Genomic DNA, 18,448 nt, shown 5'->3' with positions numbered 1-18,448 from the left:
ACTACTCCCGCGCGAAGGTGCTGAGCACCGCCCAGTGGTCCGAGGTCCAGTCATTGTCCGCGTGGTGGGGCATGGGCTGCGGCCGGCCCACCCCGACGGTATCCGACGTCACCACGCGCAGGGGCCCCGCGAAGTGCACGAAGTCGATCCGGTCCTGCGGCTCGGGGATGCCGGGCCGCTGCTCGTGCCACGGGTTCAGCGGTGACCAGGTGTGGCCGGGCGCGGCCACCGGGTCCGGGTGGGCCACCCGGTAGGAGTCGCGCAGCCCGGCCTGCTCCACCGCGACGCTGACCTGCCAGGGCAGCTCGGGCCAGTCCAGGTGCGACGGCACGTTGAAGTCGCCGGTCAGCAGCACCGGCAGGCCCGGCTCGGCCAGCGCCGGGCGCATCGCGGCCAGGATCTCGTCCATCTGGGCGGGGCGGCCCGAGTCGGCCTCGCGGGCCAGCACCTCGGGCACGCGCATCCCGGCCAGGTGGTAGTCGTACGGCCCGTACGGGTCGTAGTTGAGGTGCGCGCTCCAGGCCACCAGCTCGGCGCCGTCCGGCAGGCGCAGCCGGGCGCCCACGCCCCACATCTGCTCGTCGCCGTAGCGCTCGACGATCGGGTGCGGCGAGATGACGCCGCAGCTACCGCCCTGCTGATAGGACCAGCCCAGCTCCTCGGCCAGCTCGCGCGCGGCGAAGCCGAGCGTCTCCTGGAGCCCGACGACGTCCGGCGCGTGCTCGCGCAGGAACGCCAGCTGCTTGGGGCGGGCGTCGTCGACGCAGCCGCCCGCCAGCCACAGATTCCAGGACAGGACCTTCAGGTAACCGCTGTCTGCCGCCATGCCCGTTCAGCTCTCCCCATCGCCGTGGCCAGACCCGTCCGCCTGGACCGGAAACCGTCAGCGCAGGAGCGTATACGGTTACTGCGAGTCAGCCTCTCCGGTGTCGTCGTCGGTGGGGATGCCCAGCTCCTTGCCGTACGCCTCGTTCAGCTCGCGCCAGCCGTGCTCCTTCGCCTCGCTGCCCCGGATCGGCGGCACGGGCGCGCCGTCGAGCAGGCGCTCGGCCACCACCAGGCACAGGTGCCAGCCCGCGGCGACCTTGGGTGCCCAGTGCCGGTCGGCCAGGGTGTGCCGCAGCACCAGCCGGGTGCCGGTCTCGGCCGGGGTCAGCTCCCAGCGCAGCAGGTCCTCGCCCCAGGTGTGGACGAGCAGGTGCGGCGGCTCGGCCCGCTGCACGGTCGCGGGCATCGGGTGACGCTCGTCCCCGTCGACCATGGTGAGCGTCACGGCGCCGGGGCGGCCCAGGTCGCGGTCGGCCAGGAACGGCGCCCACCGCTCCAGCTGTCCGGGCTCGGTCAGCGCCGCCCACACCTTCGCGGGCGGGTGGCGCAGGTCGCGCCGCATGACGAGGGTCCAGCGCCCGGCCGCGGGTTCGACCTGCACGGGCGCGAGCGGGCCGGGGTCGATGGGGTTCATCGGTCACTCCATGTCGTCGAGATGGCGTTCCAGAGCGTCGAGGTGGCGGTCCCAGATCCTGCGGTATGGCGCCAGCCAGAGCTCGACCTCGGCGAACGGCTCAGGTTCGATGCGGTAGAAACGCTGCTGCGCGGCGATGCGGCTGGACACGAAACCGGCCTCGCGCAGCACCTTGAGGTGCTTGGAGACGGCCGGCTGGCTCATGCCCAGCCGGTCCACCAGCTCGCCGACGCTCAGCTCCGCGCCGCGCAGCAGCTCCAGGATGCGCAGCCGGTTGGCCTCACCCAGCACCGCGAACGCGCCCACCACCGTCACCCAGCTAACATGCCCCTCTGGTTATATGCCTGTCAAGTGGTACGCAAAAAGATCGTGCAATCGGGAAGGGTTGTTTACTGTTCCGCGTTCATGATCGACGTGACTATCGGTAATGCAGGTCGTATGTGGACGCGCGACTTCAGGCTCTACTTCGCCGGGCGCGCCGTAGCCTTGCTCGGGGACGGGATGCTGCCCGTCGCCGTCGCGCTCGCCGTGCGCGACGCGGGGCACGGCGACAGCGGCGTCGGGCTCGTGCTGGCCTCCTGGATGACCCCGGCCGTGGCGCTCATCCTGTTCGGCGGCGTGTTCGCCGACCGGTTCGGCGCCCGGCGCATGATGATCGGCGCCGACGTGGTGCGCGTGGCCACCCAGGCCGTCGTCGCGTACGCGCTGATCAGCGGGAACGCCCCGCTGTGGCTGCTGGTGGCGATGTCGGCCGTGGCCGGCGGGGCCGCCGCGATGTTCCAGCCCGGCGTCGCGAGCATGGTGCCGCTCATCGCCGCGGACGTGCAGCGCGCCAACGGGGTCCTGCGCGTCGCCGACGCCGGGGCGCAGCTGCTCGGTCCCGCCCTGTCCGCCACCCTCGTCGTGCTCACCGGCCCCGGCACGGTGTACGCGATCAACGCGGCGACCTTCGCCGTCAGCGCCGCCTGCCTGCTCGCGCTGCGGCTGCCGCCGGTGGCCCGCGCCGCCCGCCAGGGCATCGCGAGCATGCGGCACGACCTGCGCGAGGGCTGGCACGAGTTCCGGTCGCGCAGCTGGATGTGGAGCGTGATCCTGGTCTGGGTGGCGTTCGGCATCCTCGTCTTCGGGCCGATCATCCCGCTCGGCTCCGGCCTGATCACGGGGTATCTCGGCGAGAACGCGTACGGGTGGGCGATGTCGGCCATGGGCGCCGGCACGGTGCTCGGCGGGCTGGTCGCGATGCGGGTCCGCCCCGACCGGCCGCTGGCCGCGGGCGCGGCCGCGCTGTTCGGGTTCGCGCTGATCCCGCTGTCGATCTCGGTGCAGGCGCCGCTGCCGCTGCTGCTCGCCGCGCACGCGGTCGGCGGCGCGTCGTGGGCGTTCTGGTCGGTCATGTGGGCGACCAGCATCCAGACCCAGGTGCCTCGCGACGTGCTCAACCGGGTCTCGGCGTACGAGGTCGCCGGCTCGATCATGGGCATCCCCATCGGGCAGGTGCTGGCCGGGCCCGTGGGCGGGCTGGTCGGACCGGAGCTGGTACTGGGCACGTCCGCGGCGGTCGGCGTCGCGGGCTGCGCGCTGCTGCTCCTGCTGCGCCCCATCCGCAACCTCCGCCGCGCCACCAGCCCCCCGCCCCTGCCCACCCCCACCCCCGTCCCCACCACCGCCTAACACCCCGGCTCCGGCTCCGGCTCCGGCTCCGGCTCCGGCTCCGGCTCCGGCTCCGGCCATGATCGCGGTTTCGTGTCCAAAAGTGCAGCGTGACCTCACCTTTTGCCACGAAACCGCGATCATGGCGCTCGCCACCCGCCCCGGACCCCGCGACGGCCTCAAGATCGCGTTGATCTTGCGCGAAGTGTTGCCCTTTTGCCCGGATAGTGCGTGTCGCACCCACAGTTCACGCAAGATCGACGCACCAGGGCAGCCGCGGCGAGCGGCGACCCCGGGGTCAGCGGAGATCTGTGTCGGAGCGGTCTTTGTTTTTGGGCTCGTCGCGGAGTTCCATGTAGGGCTCCTCGCCCTCGGGGTGGCCGGCGGCGACGGCGCGTTCGCGGTGGAGTTCGGCGTCGAGTTCGGCGCCCAGGAGCAGGGCGATGTTGCCGATCCAGAGCCAGATCAGGAACACGATGATGCCGGCCAGGCTGCCGTAGATCTTGTTGTACGAGCCGAAGTTGGCCGCGTACAGCGCGAACCCGGCGGAGGCGATGATCCACAGCAGCACGGCGACGAGGCTGCCGGGGGTTACCCAGCGCCAGCCGCCCTGCCGGGCGTTGGGCGAGGCCCAGTAGAGCAGCGCGAAGATCAGCGCGACCACGCCGAGCACGATCGGCCACTTCACGATGTCCCATACCTTCAGAAAGCCGGTGCCGAGGCCGATGAACTCCCCGGCCTGCTGCGCGACCGGCCCGGTGAACACCAGGGCCATAGCGACCGCGGTGATGGCGAGGCTGGCCACCACCGTCACGCCGATCCGGATCGGCAGCGTCTTCCAGAACGGCCGCCCCTCGGGCACGTCGTAGATGGCGTTGGCGGCGCGCATGAACGCGGACACGTACCCGGACGCCGACCACAGCGCCAGCAGCACGCCGAGCAGCGCGACCAGCCCGGCGGCGCCCTGGCGGCCGCGTTGCAGCTCGGTGAGCGCGTTGTCGACGACCTGCCGGACGGCGCCGGGCGCGTACCGGCCGACCTGGTCGACGGCGCGCTGGGCGGTGTCCTGGCCGGTGAGCCCGAGCAGCGCGACGAGCACGAGGATGCCCGGGAACAGCGACATGACGCCGCGGTAGGTCAGCGCCGCGGCCCAGTCGCTGAGGTTGTCGACCTGGTACTCCTTGACGGTCCGCTTGAGCACGTCCTTCCAGTCGCGCTTGGTCAGCTTGGTGGGGCGCTCGGGCGGCGTTTCGTCGGTCTTCGGTCGCAGGAACATGGGTCTCCCCCGGTTGTGCTCAGTACGGGTCGCCGTGGCCGGGCAGCCGCCCGCCGGCCATGGCGAGCAGCCGGGCGGTCGCGCTGGGCCGGCTCCGCAGCGGGGCCGAGCCGTCGCCGGTGCCGTCGGCCATCCCCTCGATCAACTCTGTGAACGCGTCCAGGGCATCGGTGCGGGGCCGCCAGCCGAGTTCGACCTCCGCGCGGTGGCAGGACATGAGCGGGCAGTTCGCGGCGAGCCGGATCCAGCCGGGCTCGGTCGGCTGCAGGCGGGCGGTCCAGGTCAGCGCGGCGGCGGCGTGCAGCAGCGCGGGCGGGGTGGGCACGGCCAGGCCGTGGAAGCGGGCGCCGACACTGGCCGCGTCGAGCACCGGGTCGGCGGCGATGTTGAAGGCGCCGTGGGCGCGGGCCAGGATCGCGCGGGCGTACGCCTCGGCGACGTCGTCGCTGTGCACCGCCTGCACCCGCAGCGCCTTGCCGCCGGGCAGCAGCGGGATGCGGCCGTGGCGCAGCAGGCTGAGCGGCGCGAGCGGCCCGATGAACAGCCGGGCGATCTCGGCCGCGGCGGAGCGCTGGAAGGCCAGGCCGTTGCGCACGCGTACCACGCGCAGCTGCGGGTGCTCCTGCTCCAGCACGTCCAGCAGCGCCTCGACCTCGGCCTTGTCCTCGCTGTAGGTGGAGCCGGCCACGCCGGTGACCGGCCAGTCCTCGTCGACGCGGTCGTCCTTGGGGCCGGGCGCGTACGCGCCGACGGACGAGGCGACCAGCAGCATCGGCACCGACGCGGCGACCGTCGCGGCGGCGACGTTGGCCGTGCCGGTGACGTTGGTCTGCCGGATGCGTGCCCGGTCGTGGCTGGGCTGGATCTGCCAGGCCAGCTGGATCACGGCCGCGGCCCCGGCGAACAGGCTGGTCAGCTCGGCGGTCGCGCCGGGCGCGCCCACGTCGAGGGCGTGCCAGCGGACCCGGTCGTACGGCGGCCCGGCGCCCTCCCTCGGCAGGCGCCGCGCGATCCCGGTGACCTGGTCGAACTCTTCCCCGTCGAGCAGCCGGCGCAGCACCGCGGTGCCGATGTTGCCGGTCGCCCCCACCACGACGACTCGCATGCGTCAGTGCGTACCCGCAGGTCCGGCTTCTGAATCATGGGCGGCGACGGGTGGATGCTCCGGCGGCAGCGGGGTGCGCAGCTCGGCGCGGATCGCCCGGAAGGTGGCCGCGAGCGGGATGGCCATCAGCGCGCCGACGAGGCCGAGCAGGCCCGCGCCGAGCAGGCTGGCCAGCAGCACCTCCAGCGCGGGCATGTCCAGGCTCTGCTTCATCACCTTGGGCACGATCACGTAGTTCTCGATCTGCTGGTAGATCAGCAGCCAGACGACGATGCCGACCGCGGCGGGCCACAGCCCGGCGGCGATCGCCGCGACGATGCCGCAGACGGCGGTGCCGAGGGTGGCGCCGACCAGCGGGATCAGGTCGGTCACCGCGACGATCAGCGCCAGCGGCAGCGCGAACGGGATGTCCAGCACCAGCAGGCCCACGTACGCCACGACGCCCGCGATCAGCGAGATGAGCAGGTTGCCGATCATGTACGAGCCGACCTTGTCCACGACCACGTCGACGATGCGGCGGGTGCGCTCACGGTGCCGGTCGGGGGCGAGCAGCTGCACCCGGCGCCGCAGCCGGGGCATGTCGGCCAGGAAGTACAGCGCCAGCACCAGCACGGTCAGCGCGGCGGCGAGCACCCCGAGGAAGGTCCGGAACAGGCTGAGCAGGCTGGTGCCGACCTTCTCGGGCACGGTCGCGGCTAGCTCGTTGAGCCGGTCGCCGAGCCCGTAGCGGGCGCTGAGCTCGCGGAACGCGCGGGAGCGCTCGTCGAGGTCGTCGATGTAGCCGGGCAGGTCGGTGGACAGCTGCCCGGCCTGGCGCACCAGCGGCGGGCCGATGCCCGCCAGCAGGACCCCGATCAGGGCCAGCGTCGCGACCAGGATGATCACCACGGCGTACGGCCGGCGCACGTGGTGCCGGACGAGCCAGCGTACGGCCGGATCGAGGCTGACCGCGGCGAACAGCGCGACCAGCACGAGGACCAGGATGCCGCGCACCGCCCAGACCGCGGCCAGGGCGATCACGACCACCGCGACGCCCCCCGCGCCCGCCGCTCCCCAGCGGAAGGCATCGGCCGACGTCATTCGACGCCCGCTTCTCACCGAACATGCATTCCCTCACCTGCGCATCTCTCAAACATGTCCACTATTCAGGATTCTTCTCCCGTATCACGGGACGGAGATCTAGTGTCGTCCTGGTAGGAGGGATGGGACATGACGACGTACACGCACGGCCACCACGAGACGGTGCTGGTGTCGCACCGCTGGCGCACCGCGGCCAACTCGGCGGCATACCTGCTGCCCCACCTGCGCCCCGGGCAGGCGCTGCTCGACGTGGGCTGCGGGCCGGGCACCATCACCGCCGAGCTGGCCGACGCCGTCGCGCCCGGCCGGCTCACCGCGCTGGAGCTGACCGACGACGCCCTGGACCTGTCCCGTGCCGAGATCGCCGCGCGGGGCACGGCCAACGTCGAGTTCCGCACCGGGGACGTGCACGCCCTCGACGTGCCCGACGGCAGCTTCGACGTGGTGCACGCGCACCAGGTGCTGCAGCATCTGGCCGATCCGGTGGCGGCGCTGCGCGAGATGCGCCGGGTGTGCCGCCCCGGCGGCGTGGTGGCCGCCCGCGACGGCGACTACGCCGCGTTCACCTGGTATCCGCTGATCCCCGCGCTGGACGAGTGGCTGGCGCTCTACCGTACGGTCGCCCGGCACAACGGCGGCGAGCCGGACGCCGGGCGCAGGATGCACGCCTGGGCCAGGGCGGCCGGCTTCACCGAGGTGACCGCGACGGCGAGCGTCTGGTGCTACGCCGCGCCCGAGGAGCGGGCCTGGTGGGGCGGCATGTGGGCGGACCGGGTGGTGCAGTCGGCGCTGGCCCGCAAGGCCGTCTCGCTGGGTCTGGCCACGACGGACGACCTGCGCCGGATGGCCGGCGGCTGGCGGGAGTGGGCCGCGGCCGACGACGGCTGGTTCATCGTGCCGCACGGCGAGATCATCTGCCGGGCCTGACCGGTCTCACTTGCGCAGCAGCGCCCGCATCTCGCCGATCTCGGCCTGCTGGGCGGTGACGATGTTGGCGGCCAGCTGCTCGGCCTGCGGGCTGGCGCCGTCGGCGCGTACCCGCTGCGCCATGGCGATCGCACCCTCGTGGTGGACGATCATCAGTTCGCAGAAGAGCCGGTCGAAGTCCGCGCCGGAGGCCACGCGCAGCTTGTTGAGCTGCGCGTCGGTCAGCATCCCGGTGTCGGGGTGGGCGGCGCCGTGGGCGGGGCCGGCGGTCGGCTGCCCCCAGGCGGCCAGCCACATCCGCATGGTGGCGATCTCCGGCTCCTGCGCCCGCTTGATCCGCGCGGCCAGCGCCGCCACCTGCGGCCCGGCCTGCCGCTGCGCGGCCAGCTCGGCCATCTCCACCGCCTGCTGGTGGTGGGCGATCATGCCCTGCGCGAACGCGGTGTCGGCGCCGTTGAACACCCCGACCGCAGAGCTGGCGGTCGCCGACGGATCCGGGGCGGCGTGCTCGCCGTGACCGGTGCAGGCGCTCAGCGCGAGCACGGTGGCGGCGGCGGTGACCGCGAGCAGGGCGGGGCGGGGCGAGGGGCGGCCGAGCATGATCGGGAGAACCTCCGGGGTGGGGGGTGGCCGGTCGTGTCGCGGGCGAGCCTACCGGCGGTGCGCCACGTGCGGTGCGCGCTCCACGACCGCCGAGACGTCAGGAAGGGCACCTTCTACTACAGATTCCGATAACAAGGTGCCCTTCCTTTCTTTGGTATGGTGCTGGGCATGTTCCCCGCCGTTGTGCACGCCGGCCACGTTCGTGGCCTCGTCGCGCTGCGCCGGCCGGGGCGCGTCGCCGCCATCGCGCGACGACGAATCACGGCAGCTCGCTGACGCCTTCGCCGCGTCCGGCGCTGCCCTTCTCCACGTTTCCCGCGGGGTCGACCCTGATGTCGATCTTCGTGCCATCCTGCCTGCACCCATGGTGCAAGAAAGCCGGTCTGACGTGACTGATCTGGAGAATCTGCTCAGCGAGCGGTTGGCGGACGCCTTCGCGGCGGTCGCCGGTGAGCGGGTGGACCCCGTGGTGCGCCGCTCGCAGCACGCCGACTTCCAGGCCGACGGCGCGCTGCCGCTGGCCCGGCGGCTGGGCCGGGCCCCGCGCGAGGTCGCCGCCGACGCGCTGGGCCGCGCGGACCTGGCCGGCCTGGTCGCCACCGCCGAGATCTCCGGACCGGGCTTCATCAACCTGCGCCTGCGCGACGACGCGCTGGCCGGGCTGGTCACCGCGATGAGCACCGACCAGCGGCTGGGCGTGCCCGTCACCGGCGCCCCGGAGACCGTGATCGTCGACTACTCGGCGCCCAACGTGGCCAAGGAGATGCACGTCGGGCACCTGCGCTCGACCGTGATCGGCGACGCGGCGGCGCGGACGCTGACCTGGCTCGGCCACGACGTGCGGCGGGCCAACCACGTCGGCGACTGGGGCACGCCGTTCGGCATGCTCATCGAGCACCTGCTCGACCTGGGTGAGACCGAGGCCGCGCACGAGCTGTCGGTCGGTGACCTGAACGGCTTCTACCAGGGCGCGCGGGCGAAGTTCGACGCCGACCCGGGCTTCGCCGAGCGCTCCCGGCAGCGGGTGGTTGCGCTGCAGTCGGGCGACGCGACCACGCTGCGGCTGTGGCGGCTGCTGGTCGACGAGAGCGAGAAGTACTTCCTCGCGGTGTACGACAAGCTCGGCGTCACCCTGACCGCCGCGGACTTCTACGGCGAGTCCTACTACAACGACCTGCTCGCCCCGGTCGTGGACGCGCTGGACGGGCTCGGCCTGTTGCGGGAGAGCGACGGCGCGCTGTGCGTGTTCCCGCAGGGGTTCACCGGGCGCGACGGCGAGCCGCTGCCGCTGATCGTGCGCAAGCGCGACGGCGGCTACGGGTACGGCGCCACCGACCTGGCCGCGATCCGGCACCGCACCCAGGACCTGGCCGCGACCCGGCTGCTGTACGTGGTCGGCACCCCGCAGCACCAGCACCTGGCGATGGTGCACCAGACCGCGCGGGAGGCCGGCTGGCTGGCCGAGCCCGCGCGGGCCGAGCACGTCGGCTTCGGGCAGGTGCTCGGCGCCGACGGCAAGAAGCTGGCGTCGCGGGCGGGGCAGAGCGTCAAGCTGGTCGAGCTGCTCGACGAGGCGGTCGTCCGGGCCGCGGCGATCGTCGCCGAGAAGAACCCCGACCTGGACGCGGACACCCAGGCCGAGGTGGCCCGGATGGTCGGCATCGGCGCGATCAAGTACGTGGACCTGGCCGGCGACCGGATCAAGGACTACACGTTCGCGTGGGACCGGATGCTGTCGTTCTCCGGCGACACCGGGGCCTACCTGCAGTACACCCACGCCCGGATCTGCTCCATCTTCCGCCGGGGCGAGGTGGCCGCCGACCCGCACGCCGCGGTCGTGCTGGACCACCCGACGGAGCGGGCCCTGGCGATGGAGCTGTTGGGCTTTCCGGCGGTCGTCGCAGAGGCGGGCCGCACGCTGCAGTTCCACCGGATCACCGGCTACCTGCAGGGGCTGGCCGGGGCGTACACGGCGTTCTACGAGGCCTGCCCGGTGCTGAAGGCCGACGGCGACGCGCTGCGCGCCTCCCGGCTGCTGCTCTGCGAGCTGACCGCCCGCACCCTGGCGCAGGGCCTTGACCTGCTCGGCATCCAGGCGCCGACCCGGATGTGAGGTGCGCTCCGCCCCCGCGAAACGGCCGCGCCGCCGCGGGGGCGGGGCGACACTGGGCGCATGAGCCAGTGCAGCGAGCCGGACCCGGCACGGCCCGGGATGCCCGCATGAGCGGCCCGCGGTTCGTGCCGCCCGCCGAGGATTTCGAGCCCCCGGCCGACGCCGAGCCGCTGCACCAGCCGCCGGCCGAGCCCGCCGACCCCAGCCTGCCCCCGATCGGGCTCGACGAGTACGGCCCCGACATGGGCCAGCCATGGGAGGACCGCCCGCCCGGCGGGTCCCCGTGAGACGGGACCCGCGGACCGGCGGTCCGCCCGGCGGGCGCCTCAGACGGCGTCCGCCGCGGTGAGCTCCTCTCTGAGGACCTCGAACGCGCGCGTCAGCAGGCGCGACACGTGCATCTGGGAGACTCCGACCTGTTCGGCGATCTCCGACTGCGTCATGCAGTCCACGAAGCGCATCCGCAGGATCCGCTGCTCGCGTTCGGGAAGCGTGTCGATGGCCTGGCGCAGGGCCTCGCGTTCGGGCAGCGCCTCCAGGGCGCCGTCGTACTCCCCGATGAGGTCCTGCAGCTGACCCTCGTTGTCGTCCGCGGTCGCGGGCGCGTTCAGCGAGCTGGTGGTGTACGCGGAGGCGCATCGCATGCCGCGCAGCACCTCGTCCTCGCTGACGCCCAGATGGTCGGCGATGTCCTCGACCGTCGGCGTGCGCTGCAGGGTCTGGCTGAGTTCCGGGATGACCCGGCACACCGCCAGATGCAGCTCCTGGAGGGACCGCTGCACGTGCAGGGTCCAGGTCCGATCACGGAAGTAGCGCTTGATCTCGCCCAGCATCGTCGGCATGACGTAGTTGGCGAAGGGCACCCCGCGGTCGGGTTCGTACCGGTCCACGGCCTTGATCAGACCGATCATGGCCACCTGGACGAGATCCTGGACGTCCTCACCCCGGTTGCGGAAACGCATCGCCAGCCGACGCGCCACCGGGGCACAGCCACAGATGATCTCGTCACGCAGCGCCGCCCGGCCCGCGTCACTGCCGGGCAGGCGGTGCAGGAGCAGCAGAGAGTCCTGGAACTTCGCGAACACGTCGAGCGCGCTCGCCGAGGACGTCTCGGGTGAAACAGTCGCGTTCGGCATCGCCGTCGCACCTGCCATTCGCCTGCGTCGCGTCACCCGTGCCCCGCACGGGCCGGCAGGCATATCCTGGCTGGTCGGCGCCCTGCTGCTGGAGCGCCCGCCGCAGCCTGGAGCCGAAGCTCAGGTCGCGGCATCGCCGCCGGAGCGGCACCACCAGTCTACGTCGAACGCCGCTGTTCAGAGGTCCGCGGCACGCACCGGTTTGTCGACCGAGGCCCGTGCCCAGACCACCTTCCCGGCGCTGGTCAGCAGGCTGCCCCAGTCCGTGGCCATTGCCGAAACCAGCTCCAGCCCGGCGCCACGGTCCTCCGGCCCGGCCTCGTGGGGCAGGCGCGGGTCGCCGTCGCGCACCGCCACGATCACGGACTCGCCGGAGCGGCGCAGGGTCAGCTCCATCTCGGTCCGCGCGTGGGTGACCGCGTTGGCCGTCAGCTCCGAGGCCAGCAACTGCGTCAGCTGGCCCAGCCGGGGCAGCCCGAACGCGGTGCACGCCCGCTGCGCCAGGTCACGGGCGCGGGCGCAGCTGGCGGCCGTCGGCGGCAGCGTCACCGCCCGGCGCGGGCTCACCGGCAGGACCGCGGCCGCCTTCTCCGCCTCGGCCAGGTCGTCGTACACGGCGATGCCGTCCTGGCCGTCGGGCACCGGGCACGGCGGCGCGGCCACGATGATCGGCGCCCCCGGCCAGCGGGCCGCGCCCACCGCGGCCCGATGCAGCCAGCCCGGCAGCCGGTCGTCGGCGCACCGGGCGCCGCTCAGATCCAGCACCACCGCCTCCGGCTGGTCGGCCAGGCAGTCGGCCAGGGTCACCCCGGCCTGGATCAGCGAATCCTTGTCGAGGGTGCCCGCCATCGCGATCACTGCGTACGGCTGTTGCCGTCGCACGTGGCACACCAGCATGGACATAAGCTCCAAGTGCCCTTCCGGCACGGCGGCCACGCCTGCGCCCACGATTTTTTCGGATCCAACGGGAATTTCAGCCGGGGGCCGGGCTCAGCCGGGCGGGGCCAGCAGCTTGCCGACCCCCGTCACGTCCAGCACCTTCGCGACCCACTGCCGCGCACCGGAGACGTAGAAGCGGTGGCCCAGCTCACCCGCGGCACGGTAGGCGTCGAACAGCGACCGCACCCCGGTCGAGTCCAGGAAGCCCACCTCCGACAGGTCGACCATCACCTCCGGCGACTGCTTCACCGCGTCGACGAGCTCGTCGCGCAGCGTGCCCGCGGTCATCAGGTCGATCTCGCCCCGCACCTTGACCACGAGGCGGTCGGCGTCCACCACCCGCTCGACACCGAAACCTCGGTTCATCCGGCTATCCCTCCACCACCCAGGAACAGTTCCATTAACGCACGCTCGGCGCGTTTCGCACACCCGCCCACCTTGTGGGCACCGCCCTACCGGACAATAGTGTGATCTCCGTTTCGGCGCTCAAGACGATGGGCAGAGTACGAATCATGGCACGGCACGCCGAACAGCGGCCCGGGGACGCGGACTGGGTCGCGCGCGTACAGCGGCTGGAGTCGGAGCTGTCCGGGCTGCGCCGGGCGATGCGCACCCGCGGCCTCATCGACCAGGCCAAGGGCCTGCTCGCGGAGCGGCTGGGCTGCGATCCGGAGACCGCGTTCAAGCACCTGTCCGTGATGTCGCAGCGGCAGAACATCAGCGTGGTCGACCTGGCCGCCGACCTCGTCGGCGCCACCGTGCCCGACACCGTCCCCGCCCAGGACCCGCCGACCCCGCCGGAGCTGGCGCTGTCCCAGGCGGCCGCCGTGGAGCTGCGCACCGCCGCCGGCCTCGACCACGACCCCGCACGGCCACTGCCGCAGCCCAGGTCGCGCCTGCTGCGCCGCTGCACGGCCGCCATGGACGCCGCCACCGACCTGTCCGCCCTGGTCGAGGTGCTGGTCGAGGTCGGGCTGGAGGACCCGCCCGGCGGCGTGGCCGCCGTGTTCGCCGCCGAGACCGACGGCACGGTCCGCCTCATCGCCAGCCACGGCTGGCCCGCCCGGGTCGCCGGCGAATGGCGCCGCTCCCCCAGCTCCCTCAACACCATGGTCGGCACCGCACTGCGCACCGGCCGCCCCCTGCTGCTCGACGTGCGGGACCCGCACGACTTCGTCCTCATCGGACCCGGCGCGATGCGCGTGGTGTACCCGCTGACCGCCGGCGAGCACACCGTCGGCGCGCTCGCCCTGCTGTGGGGCGAGCCCCGCGAGTTCACCGACACCGACCGCGCTTACCTGGACCGGCTCGCCGTCGCCGCCGGGCGGGCGCTGCGCCGGCTGTGGGACGACGCGACCGCCGACACCGGCGTCGCCGGCATCCCGGTCTGGCTCGCCACCGCCCTCGACGTCGCCGGCGGCCACAGCCACCTGCTCGCCCCCGTCCACGACGAGCACGGCGCGATCACCGACTTCACCATCACCGCCGCCAACCGGGGCGTACGCCAGACCGACGGCGACACCGTGGGCCGCCGCCTGCTCGACGTCTACCCCGGCCTGCGGGTCAACGGCGTGTTCGACGACTACGTGCGGGTGCTGGCGCAGGACGCGCCGTTCGCCCGGGTCGGCGTCGCCGAGGACGTGTTCGTCAACGGCAAGCCGCGCCGGGTCATCCTGAACCGCCGCGCCGCCCGGCTCGGCGACGGCCTGCTCGCCTCCTGGGAGCGCATCGACGACGCCGTCAGCAACGACGAGCGCATCGGCCGGCTGGAGACGCTGAGCCGCTCCGGCTGGGCCGAGTGGGACCTGCGCGCCGGGGACGCGGTCTGGTCCCCCGGCCTGTACGGCCTGGTCGGGCGCGACCCCGCGCACGGGCCCACCACGCTGGACAAGTTCGCCGGGTTCTTCGCCGCGGCCGACCGGGGCCTGTTCCGCGAGCTGCGCGCCGGGCTCGCCAAGGGCCGCCCCGACCTGGCCGACCTGCGCCTGAACACGCCGAACGGGCCCACCCCGGTGCGCGTGTTCGCCGAGGCCGACCTCGTCGACGGCGAGGTCCGCCTGCTGCGCCTGGTGCTGCACGACGTCAGCGAGAAGTACGCCGCCGAGGACCGCTCCATGCGCAGCGAGACCGTCGCCGCGTCCCGGCAGATCCAGCTCGCCGCCGAGCAGTCGCTCACCGCGAACCTGACCCGGCTCCTCTACCCCGGCCGCGACCTGGAGCTGGCGACGTCCGGCGCCCGGGTGACCGGCCGCCACTACGCCGCCACGTCCCCGCGTACGCAGCTGCGCGGCGACTTCTGCGACGCCGAGCGCCTCGACGACGGGTCGCTGCTGTTCGTCATCGGCGACGCGTTCGGCACCGGTCTGGTCGCCGCCGCGGCGGTGGTCCGGCTGCGCTTCCCCGTGGTGACGCTCGGCGCGGCCGGCACCGCACCGGCGGAGATCCTCCGCATCGTCAACGGCATGATCATGCAGGCGCCGGACGGGCCGCTGGCCAGCCTCCTCATCGGCCACTACCAGCCGGCCGGCGGCATCCTGCACTGGGCCTCGGCCGGGCACCTGCAGCCGCTGCTGGTCCGCGACGGCGCCGCGCACGTCGTCGACGACCCGGCCGGGCCGCTGCTCGGCCTGCTCGAAGGCCAGCGCTTCGACACCCACACGCTGCACCTGCGGCCCGGTGACACCTTCGTCTCGTTCACCGACGGCGTGCTGCACAAGCGCAAGCGCGACCCGCTGGCCGACTTCGGCAAGCGGGTCGCGGCCGCCCACCGCGCGGGCGGCACCCAGGAGCTGTGGCAGCTCACCCCGCCCGAACGCGACGACGAGGCCTGCCTGCTCATCCTCGACGTACCCCCCGCCCCATGAGCGAAGCTCCCGCCAGGCCGCCAGAACGGCCCGTCGGGAGCTTTCGATCACGAGAAGCTAGCGCAGGTGGCGGATCGTGGCCGGCTCCGCCTCCAGCGGCAGCGCGGCGCGCAGCTGTTCCCGCGCCTGTTCGGCCTGGGCGCCCAGGTGCGGCTCGCCGAGCAGCCGCACCGCCTCCCGCGCCGCCCCGGCCAGCCGCGCCCACTGCTGCGCCTGGTGGCGCAGCTGCTGCGTCTTGACCCACAGGTCGACGAAGATGGCCACCTTCGCCCGCAGCACCCACGGGTCGAACGGCTTGGTCAGGTAGTCCACCGCGCCCGCCGCGTAACCGCGCAGCGCCAGCCGCGCGTCCCGGTCCGCCGCCGTCAGGAAGATGATCGGGATGTGCCGGGTGCGCTCGCGGCGCTTGATGTGCCCGGCCGTCTCGAACCCGTCCAGGCCCGGCATCTGCGCGTCCATCAGGATCACCGCGAAGTCGTCCACCAGCAGCCGCTTCAGCGCCGCCTCGCCGCTGCTCACGGCCACCGGCTCCACCGGCAGCCCCTGCAGCATCGCCTCCAGCGCGACGAGGTTGTCCTGCCGGTCGTCGACCAGCAGCACCTTCGCCGTCGCGAAGACCATCTCCTCGCTCATGCGTCCGCTCCGCTGCGCTCCGCGGCCGCCTGAGCCGACCCGGCCAACATGATTCGCTCGCTACGCTCGCTCATGCACCCGCTCCGCTGCGCTCGCTCATGCTCACTTCTCCTGCCCGACCCAGCGCGCCATCAGGCGCAGCAGCTCGTCGAGGTCCACCGGTTTGGTGATGTAGTCACTGGCCCCCGCGCCCAGCGCGACCTCTCGGTCGCCGGGCATCGCCTTGGCGGTCAGGAAGACCACCGGCAGCGCCGTCAGGTGCGGGTTGCGCCGGATGATCCGGGTCGTCTCGTAGCCGTCCTGCTCCGGCATCATCGCGTCCATCAGCACGATGTCGATGTCCGGGTGCTCGGCCAGCAACTGGATGCCGTCGTTGCCGTTGTCGGCGTACAGCACCTGCATGCCGTGGTGCTCCAGGGCGCTGGCCAGGGCGAACACGTTGCGCACGTCGTCGTCGACGATCAGCACCCGGGCCCCGTCCAGGGTGGCCGCGACGTCGTCGCTGACCACGTCGCTGGACGCCCGGCTGATGATCGGCCGCGAACTCGGCGTCGCGTACACCGGCTGCGCCGTCGGCCCGACCGGGACCGCCCCGATCGGCCCCCCGGCGATCGGCGCCGGGGGCGGCAGCGCGGGCAGCAGCGGCGGCGCCGTCGGGCCGGTCAGCATGCCCGGCAGGTACAGCGTGAACGTCGAACCCTGGCCCGGCGCCGAGGTGACCGTGATCGTGCCGCCCAGCAGGCGGGCCAGCTCCCGGCTGATCGACAGACCCAGGCCGGTGCCGCCGTACTTGCGGCTGGTGGTGCCGTCGGCCTGCTGGAACTCGTCGAAGATCAGCGCGAGCTTGCTCGCCGAGATGCCGATGCCGGTGTCGTGCACGCCGAACATCACCACCTCGCCGGCCTGGCTCAGCGACGCCTCCTCGAACACCAGGTCGGCCGGGGCCGGCCCGATCTCCAGGTGCACCGTGCCGGTGTCGGTGAACTTCACCGCGTTGGACAGCAGGTTGCGCAGGATCTGCTGGAGCCGCTGCGAGTCGGTGATCATGCCGGCGGGCAGCGCCTCGGACAGGCTGACCTGCAGGTCCAGCCCCTTCTCCTCGGTCTGCGGCCGGAACGCCTGCTCCACGTACTCGCAGATGTCGGCGAAGCGCACCTCGCCGGGCTCGACGTCCATCCGGCCCGCCTCGATCTTCGACAGGTCCAGGATGTCGTCGATCAGCGCCAGCAGGTCCGACCCGGCGCTGTGGATGGTGCGCGCGAAGTCGATCTGCTTCGGGGTGAGGTTGGCCTCCGGGTTGTCGGCCAGCAGCCGCGACAGCAGCAGCAGCGAGTTCAGCGGCGTACGCAGCTCGTGGCTCATGTTCGCCAGGAACTCCGACTTGTACTGCGAGGCCGCCGACAGCTGCCGGGCCTTGTCCTCCAGGCCGAGCCGGGCCAGCTCGATCTCCCGGTTCTTGATCTCGATGTTGCGGTTCTGCTCCGAAAGCTGGGCGGCCTTCTCCTCCAGCTCGTTGTTGGTGCGCTGCAGCTCCACCGACCGGTCGCGCAGCTCCTGCGCCAGCCGCTGCGACTGGGCCAGCAGCTCCTCGGTGCGGCGGTTGGCCAGGATCGTGTTGAGCGCGATGCCCAGCGTGCCCGCCAGCCGGTCCAGGAAGTCCAGGTGCAGCTCGGAGAACGTGCCCACGCTGCCGAACTCGATGACGCCCAGCGACTCGCCCTCGAACACGATCGGCACCACGATCAGGTCGGACACCTTCGTGTCGGCGATGCCCGAGCGCACCGTCATCCGGGTCCGCCCGGCGCCCACCCGGATGGTGCGCCGGTCCACCGCGGCCTGGCCGACCAGGCCCTCCCCCGCCGCGTAGCCGGTCTCGGTGCCGCCCCCGGCGTACCCGTACGCGGCGGCCAGCTGCAGCCGGACCTCCTCGCCGTCCGGCTCGCCGAGGAAGAACGCCCCGAGCTGCGCGTCGATCAGCGGCGTCACATCCGACATGATCATGCGGCAGACCTGCTCCAGGTCCCGCTGGCCCTGTAGCAGCTCACCGGCGCGGGCCAGGTTGGAGTCCAGCCAGCCCTGCTCGGCGTTCTTCTTCGTGGTGTCGCGCAGGGTGACGATCATCTGGTTGATGTTGTCCTTCAGCTCGGCCACCTCGCCCAGCGCCTCGACCGAGATGCGCTGGGTGAGGTCGCCGCGGGTCACCGCCGTGGACACCTGCGCGATGGCGCGCAGCTGGATGGTCAGCGTCGAGGCGAGCTGGTTCACGTTCTCGGTCAGGTCCCGCCAGGTGCCGGACACCCCGCGCACCTGCGCCTGACCGCCCAGCTTGCCCTCCGAACCGACCTCGCGTGCCACGCGCGTGACCTCGTCGGCGAACGAGCTGAGCTGGTCCACCATCGTGTTGACGGTGTTCTTCAGCTCCAGGATCTCGCCGTGCGCGTCGACCGTGATCTTCTGGCTCAGGTCGCCCTTGGCCACCGCCGTGGTGACCTGCGCGATGTTACGCACCTGACCGGTCAGGTTCGACGCCATGAAGTTCACGTTGTCGGTCAGGTCGCGCCACGTGCCGGCGACCGCGGGCACCTGCGCCTGACCGCCCAGCTTGCCCTCGGAACCCACCTCGCGCGCCACGCGCGTCACCTCGTCGGCGAACGACGACA

The 18,448-nt window shown here is 72.7% G+C and carries 17 protein-coding genes; 5 read left to right on the top strand and 12 right to left on the bottom strand.

Annotation, left to right across the window (positions count from 1 at the left end; genetic code table 11):
- Nucleotide 1: 1 nt before the first annotated feature.
- The 3 genes from Cba03nite_RS37540 to Cba03nite_RS37530 all read right to left on the bottom strand — a co-directional run bounded on the left by Cba03nite_RS37540 (nt 2) and on the right by Cba03nite_RS37530 (nt 1,777).
- Nucleotides 2–826 carry an endonuclease/exonuclease/phosphatase family protein gene (locus tag Cba03nite_RS37540; RefSeq protein ID WP_203757023.1) on the bottom strand — a complete coding sequence of 275 codons (825 nt, stop codon included), beginning with the start codon at nt 824–826 and terminating at the stop codon, nt 2–4.
- A gap of 78 nt (nt 827–904) precedes the next feature.
- A complete protein-coding gene (locus Cba03nite_RS37535) occupies nt 905–1,462 on the bottom strand; it encodes an SRPBCC family protein (protein ID WP_203757022.1) in 558 nt (185 codons plus the stop codon).
- Between the two features lie 3 nt (nt 1,463–1,465).
- On the bottom strand, nt 1,466–1,777 hold the full coding sequence (locus tag Cba03nite_RS37530) for an ArsR/SmtB family transcription factor (protein WP_239126313.1): 312 nt from the start codon (nt 1,775–1,777) through the stop codon (nt 1,466–1,468).
- 123 nt (nt 1,778–1,900) lie between these two features.
- Between Cba03nite_RS37530 and Cba03nite_RS37525 the strand changes: the two genes are divergently transcribed.
- Nucleotides 1,901–3,133 carry an MFS transporter gene (locus Cba03nite_RS37525; protein ID WP_239126312.1) on the top strand — a complete coding sequence of 411 codons (1,233 nt, stop codon included), beginning with the start codon at nt 1,901–1,903 and terminating at the stop codon, nt 3,131–3,133.
- 277 nt (nt 3,134–3,410) lie between these two features.
- Here the strand turns inward: Cba03nite_RS37525 and Cba03nite_RS37520 are convergent, their stop codons facing one another.
- From Cba03nite_RS37520 to Cba03nite_RS37510, 3 genes are read right to left on the bottom strand one after another with little or no spacing between them, the layout of a single operon-like run.
- Nucleotides 3,411–4,388, bottom strand: a complete 978-nt coding sequence (locus Cba03nite_RS37520; protein WP_203757020.1) for a YihY/virulence factor BrkB family protein — start codon at nt 4,386–4,388, stop codon at nt 3,411–3,413.
- Nucleotides 4,389–4,407: 19 nt separating this feature from the next.
- Nucleotides 4,408–5,493: an NAD-dependent epimerase/dehydratase family protein gene (locus tag Cba03nite_RS37515; RefSeq protein WP_203757019.1), complete on the bottom strand. Its 1,086-nt coding sequence runs from the start codon at nt 5,491–5,493 to the stop codon at nt 4,408–4,410.
- Between the two features lie 3 nt (nt 5,494–5,496).
- Nucleotides 5,497–6,573 (bottom strand): AI-2E family transporter, encoded by a 1,077-nt coding sequence (locus tag Cba03nite_RS37510; protein ID WP_203757018.1) that lies wholly within the window; start codon nt 6,571–6,573, stop codon nt 5,497–5,499.
- A gap of 129 nt (nt 6,574–6,702) precedes the next feature.
- On the opposite strand from Cba03nite_RS37510, the gene Cba03nite_RS37505 reads away from it, so the two are divergent.
- Nucleotides 6,703–7,500: a methyltransferase domain-containing protein gene (locus Cba03nite_RS37505; RefSeq protein WP_203757017.1), complete on the top strand. Its 798-nt coding sequence runs from the start codon at nt 6,703–6,705 to the stop codon at nt 7,498–7,500.
- A 6-nt stretch (nt 7,501–7,506) separates the two neighbouring features.
- On the opposite strand, the gene Cba03nite_RS37500 is transcribed toward Cba03nite_RS37505, so the two are convergent.
- Nucleotides 7,507–8,100: a DUF305 domain-containing protein gene (locus Cba03nite_RS37500; protein ID WP_203757015.1), complete on the bottom strand. Its 594-nt coding sequence runs from the start codon at nt 8,098–8,100 to the stop codon at nt 7,507–7,509.
- A gap of 391 nt (nt 8,101–8,491) precedes the next feature.
- On the opposite strand from Cba03nite_RS37500, the gene argS reads away from it, so the two are divergent.
- Both argS and Cba03nite_RS37490 read left to right on the top strand, forming a co-directional pair.
- Nucleotides 8,492–10,216 (top strand): arginine--tRNA ligase, encoded by a 1,725-nt coding sequence (argS, locus tag Cba03nite_RS37495; protein WP_239126311.1) that lies wholly within the window; start codon nt 8,492–8,494, stop codon nt 10,214–10,216.
- Between the two features lie 107 nt (nt 10,217–10,323).
- Complete coding sequence (locus tag Cba03nite_RS37490) at nt 10,324–10,503, top strand: hypothetical protein (RefSeq protein ID WP_203757011.1); 180 nt, start codon at nt 10,324–10,326, stop codon at nt 10,501–10,503.
- A 39-nt stretch (nt 10,504–10,542) separates the two neighbouring features.
- Here Cba03nite_RS37490 and Cba03nite_RS37485 read toward each other — a convergent pair whose 3' ends face one another.
- From Cba03nite_RS37485 to Cba03nite_RS37475, 3 genes are all read right to left on the bottom strand, one after another.
- A complete protein-coding gene (locus Cba03nite_RS37485; RefSeq protein ID WP_203757009.1) occupies nt 10,543–11,352 on the bottom strand; it encodes a SigB/SigF/SigG family RNA polymerase sigma factor in 810 nt (269 codons plus the stop codon).
- Nucleotides 11,353–11,529: 177 nt separating this feature from the next.
- The gene (locus tag Cba03nite_RS37480) at nt 11,530–12,234 is read right to left on the bottom strand and encodes an ATP-binding protein (protein ID WP_203757007.1); all 705 of its coding nucleotides are present in this window, start codon (nt 12,232–12,234) and stop codon (nt 11,530–11,532) included.
- Between the two features lie 108 nt (nt 12,235–12,342).
- On the bottom strand, nt 12,343–12,657 hold the full coding sequence (locus Cba03nite_RS37475) for an STAS domain-containing protein (RefSeq protein ID WP_203757005.1): 315 nt from the start codon (nt 12,655–12,657) through the stop codon (nt 12,343–12,345).
- Nucleotides 12,658–12,803: 146 nt separating this feature from the next.
- On the opposite strand from Cba03nite_RS37475, the gene Cba03nite_RS37470 reads away from it, so the two are divergent.
- Nucleotides 12,804–15,155 (top strand): SpoIIE family protein phosphatase, encoded by a 2,352-nt coding sequence (locus tag Cba03nite_RS37470; protein ID WP_203757003.1) that lies wholly within the window; start codon nt 12,804–12,806, stop codon nt 15,153–15,155.
- A gap of 57 nt (nt 15,156–15,212) precedes the next feature.
- On the opposite strand, the gene Cba03nite_RS37465 is transcribed toward Cba03nite_RS37470, so the two are convergent.
- Entirely contained in the window at nt 15,213–15,788 is a 576-nt protein-coding gene (locus Cba03nite_RS37465) for a response regulator (RefSeq protein WP_239126310.1), read from the bottom strand.
- Nucleotides 15,789–15,890: 102 nt separating this feature from the next.
- On the bottom strand, nt 15,891–18,448 hold a 2,558-nt coding region (locus Cba03nite_RS37460), incomplete at its 5' end, for an ATP-binding protein (protein WP_203757001.1).

Source organism: Catellatospora bangladeshensis, assembly GCF_016862575.1.
GTDB lineage: Bacteria > Actinomycetota > Actinomycetes > Mycobacteriales > Micromonosporaceae > Catellatospora > Catellatospora bangladeshensis.
Note: the sequence above shows the minus strand (reverse complement) of the source record. Positions and strands in the feature narration are given on the sequence as shown.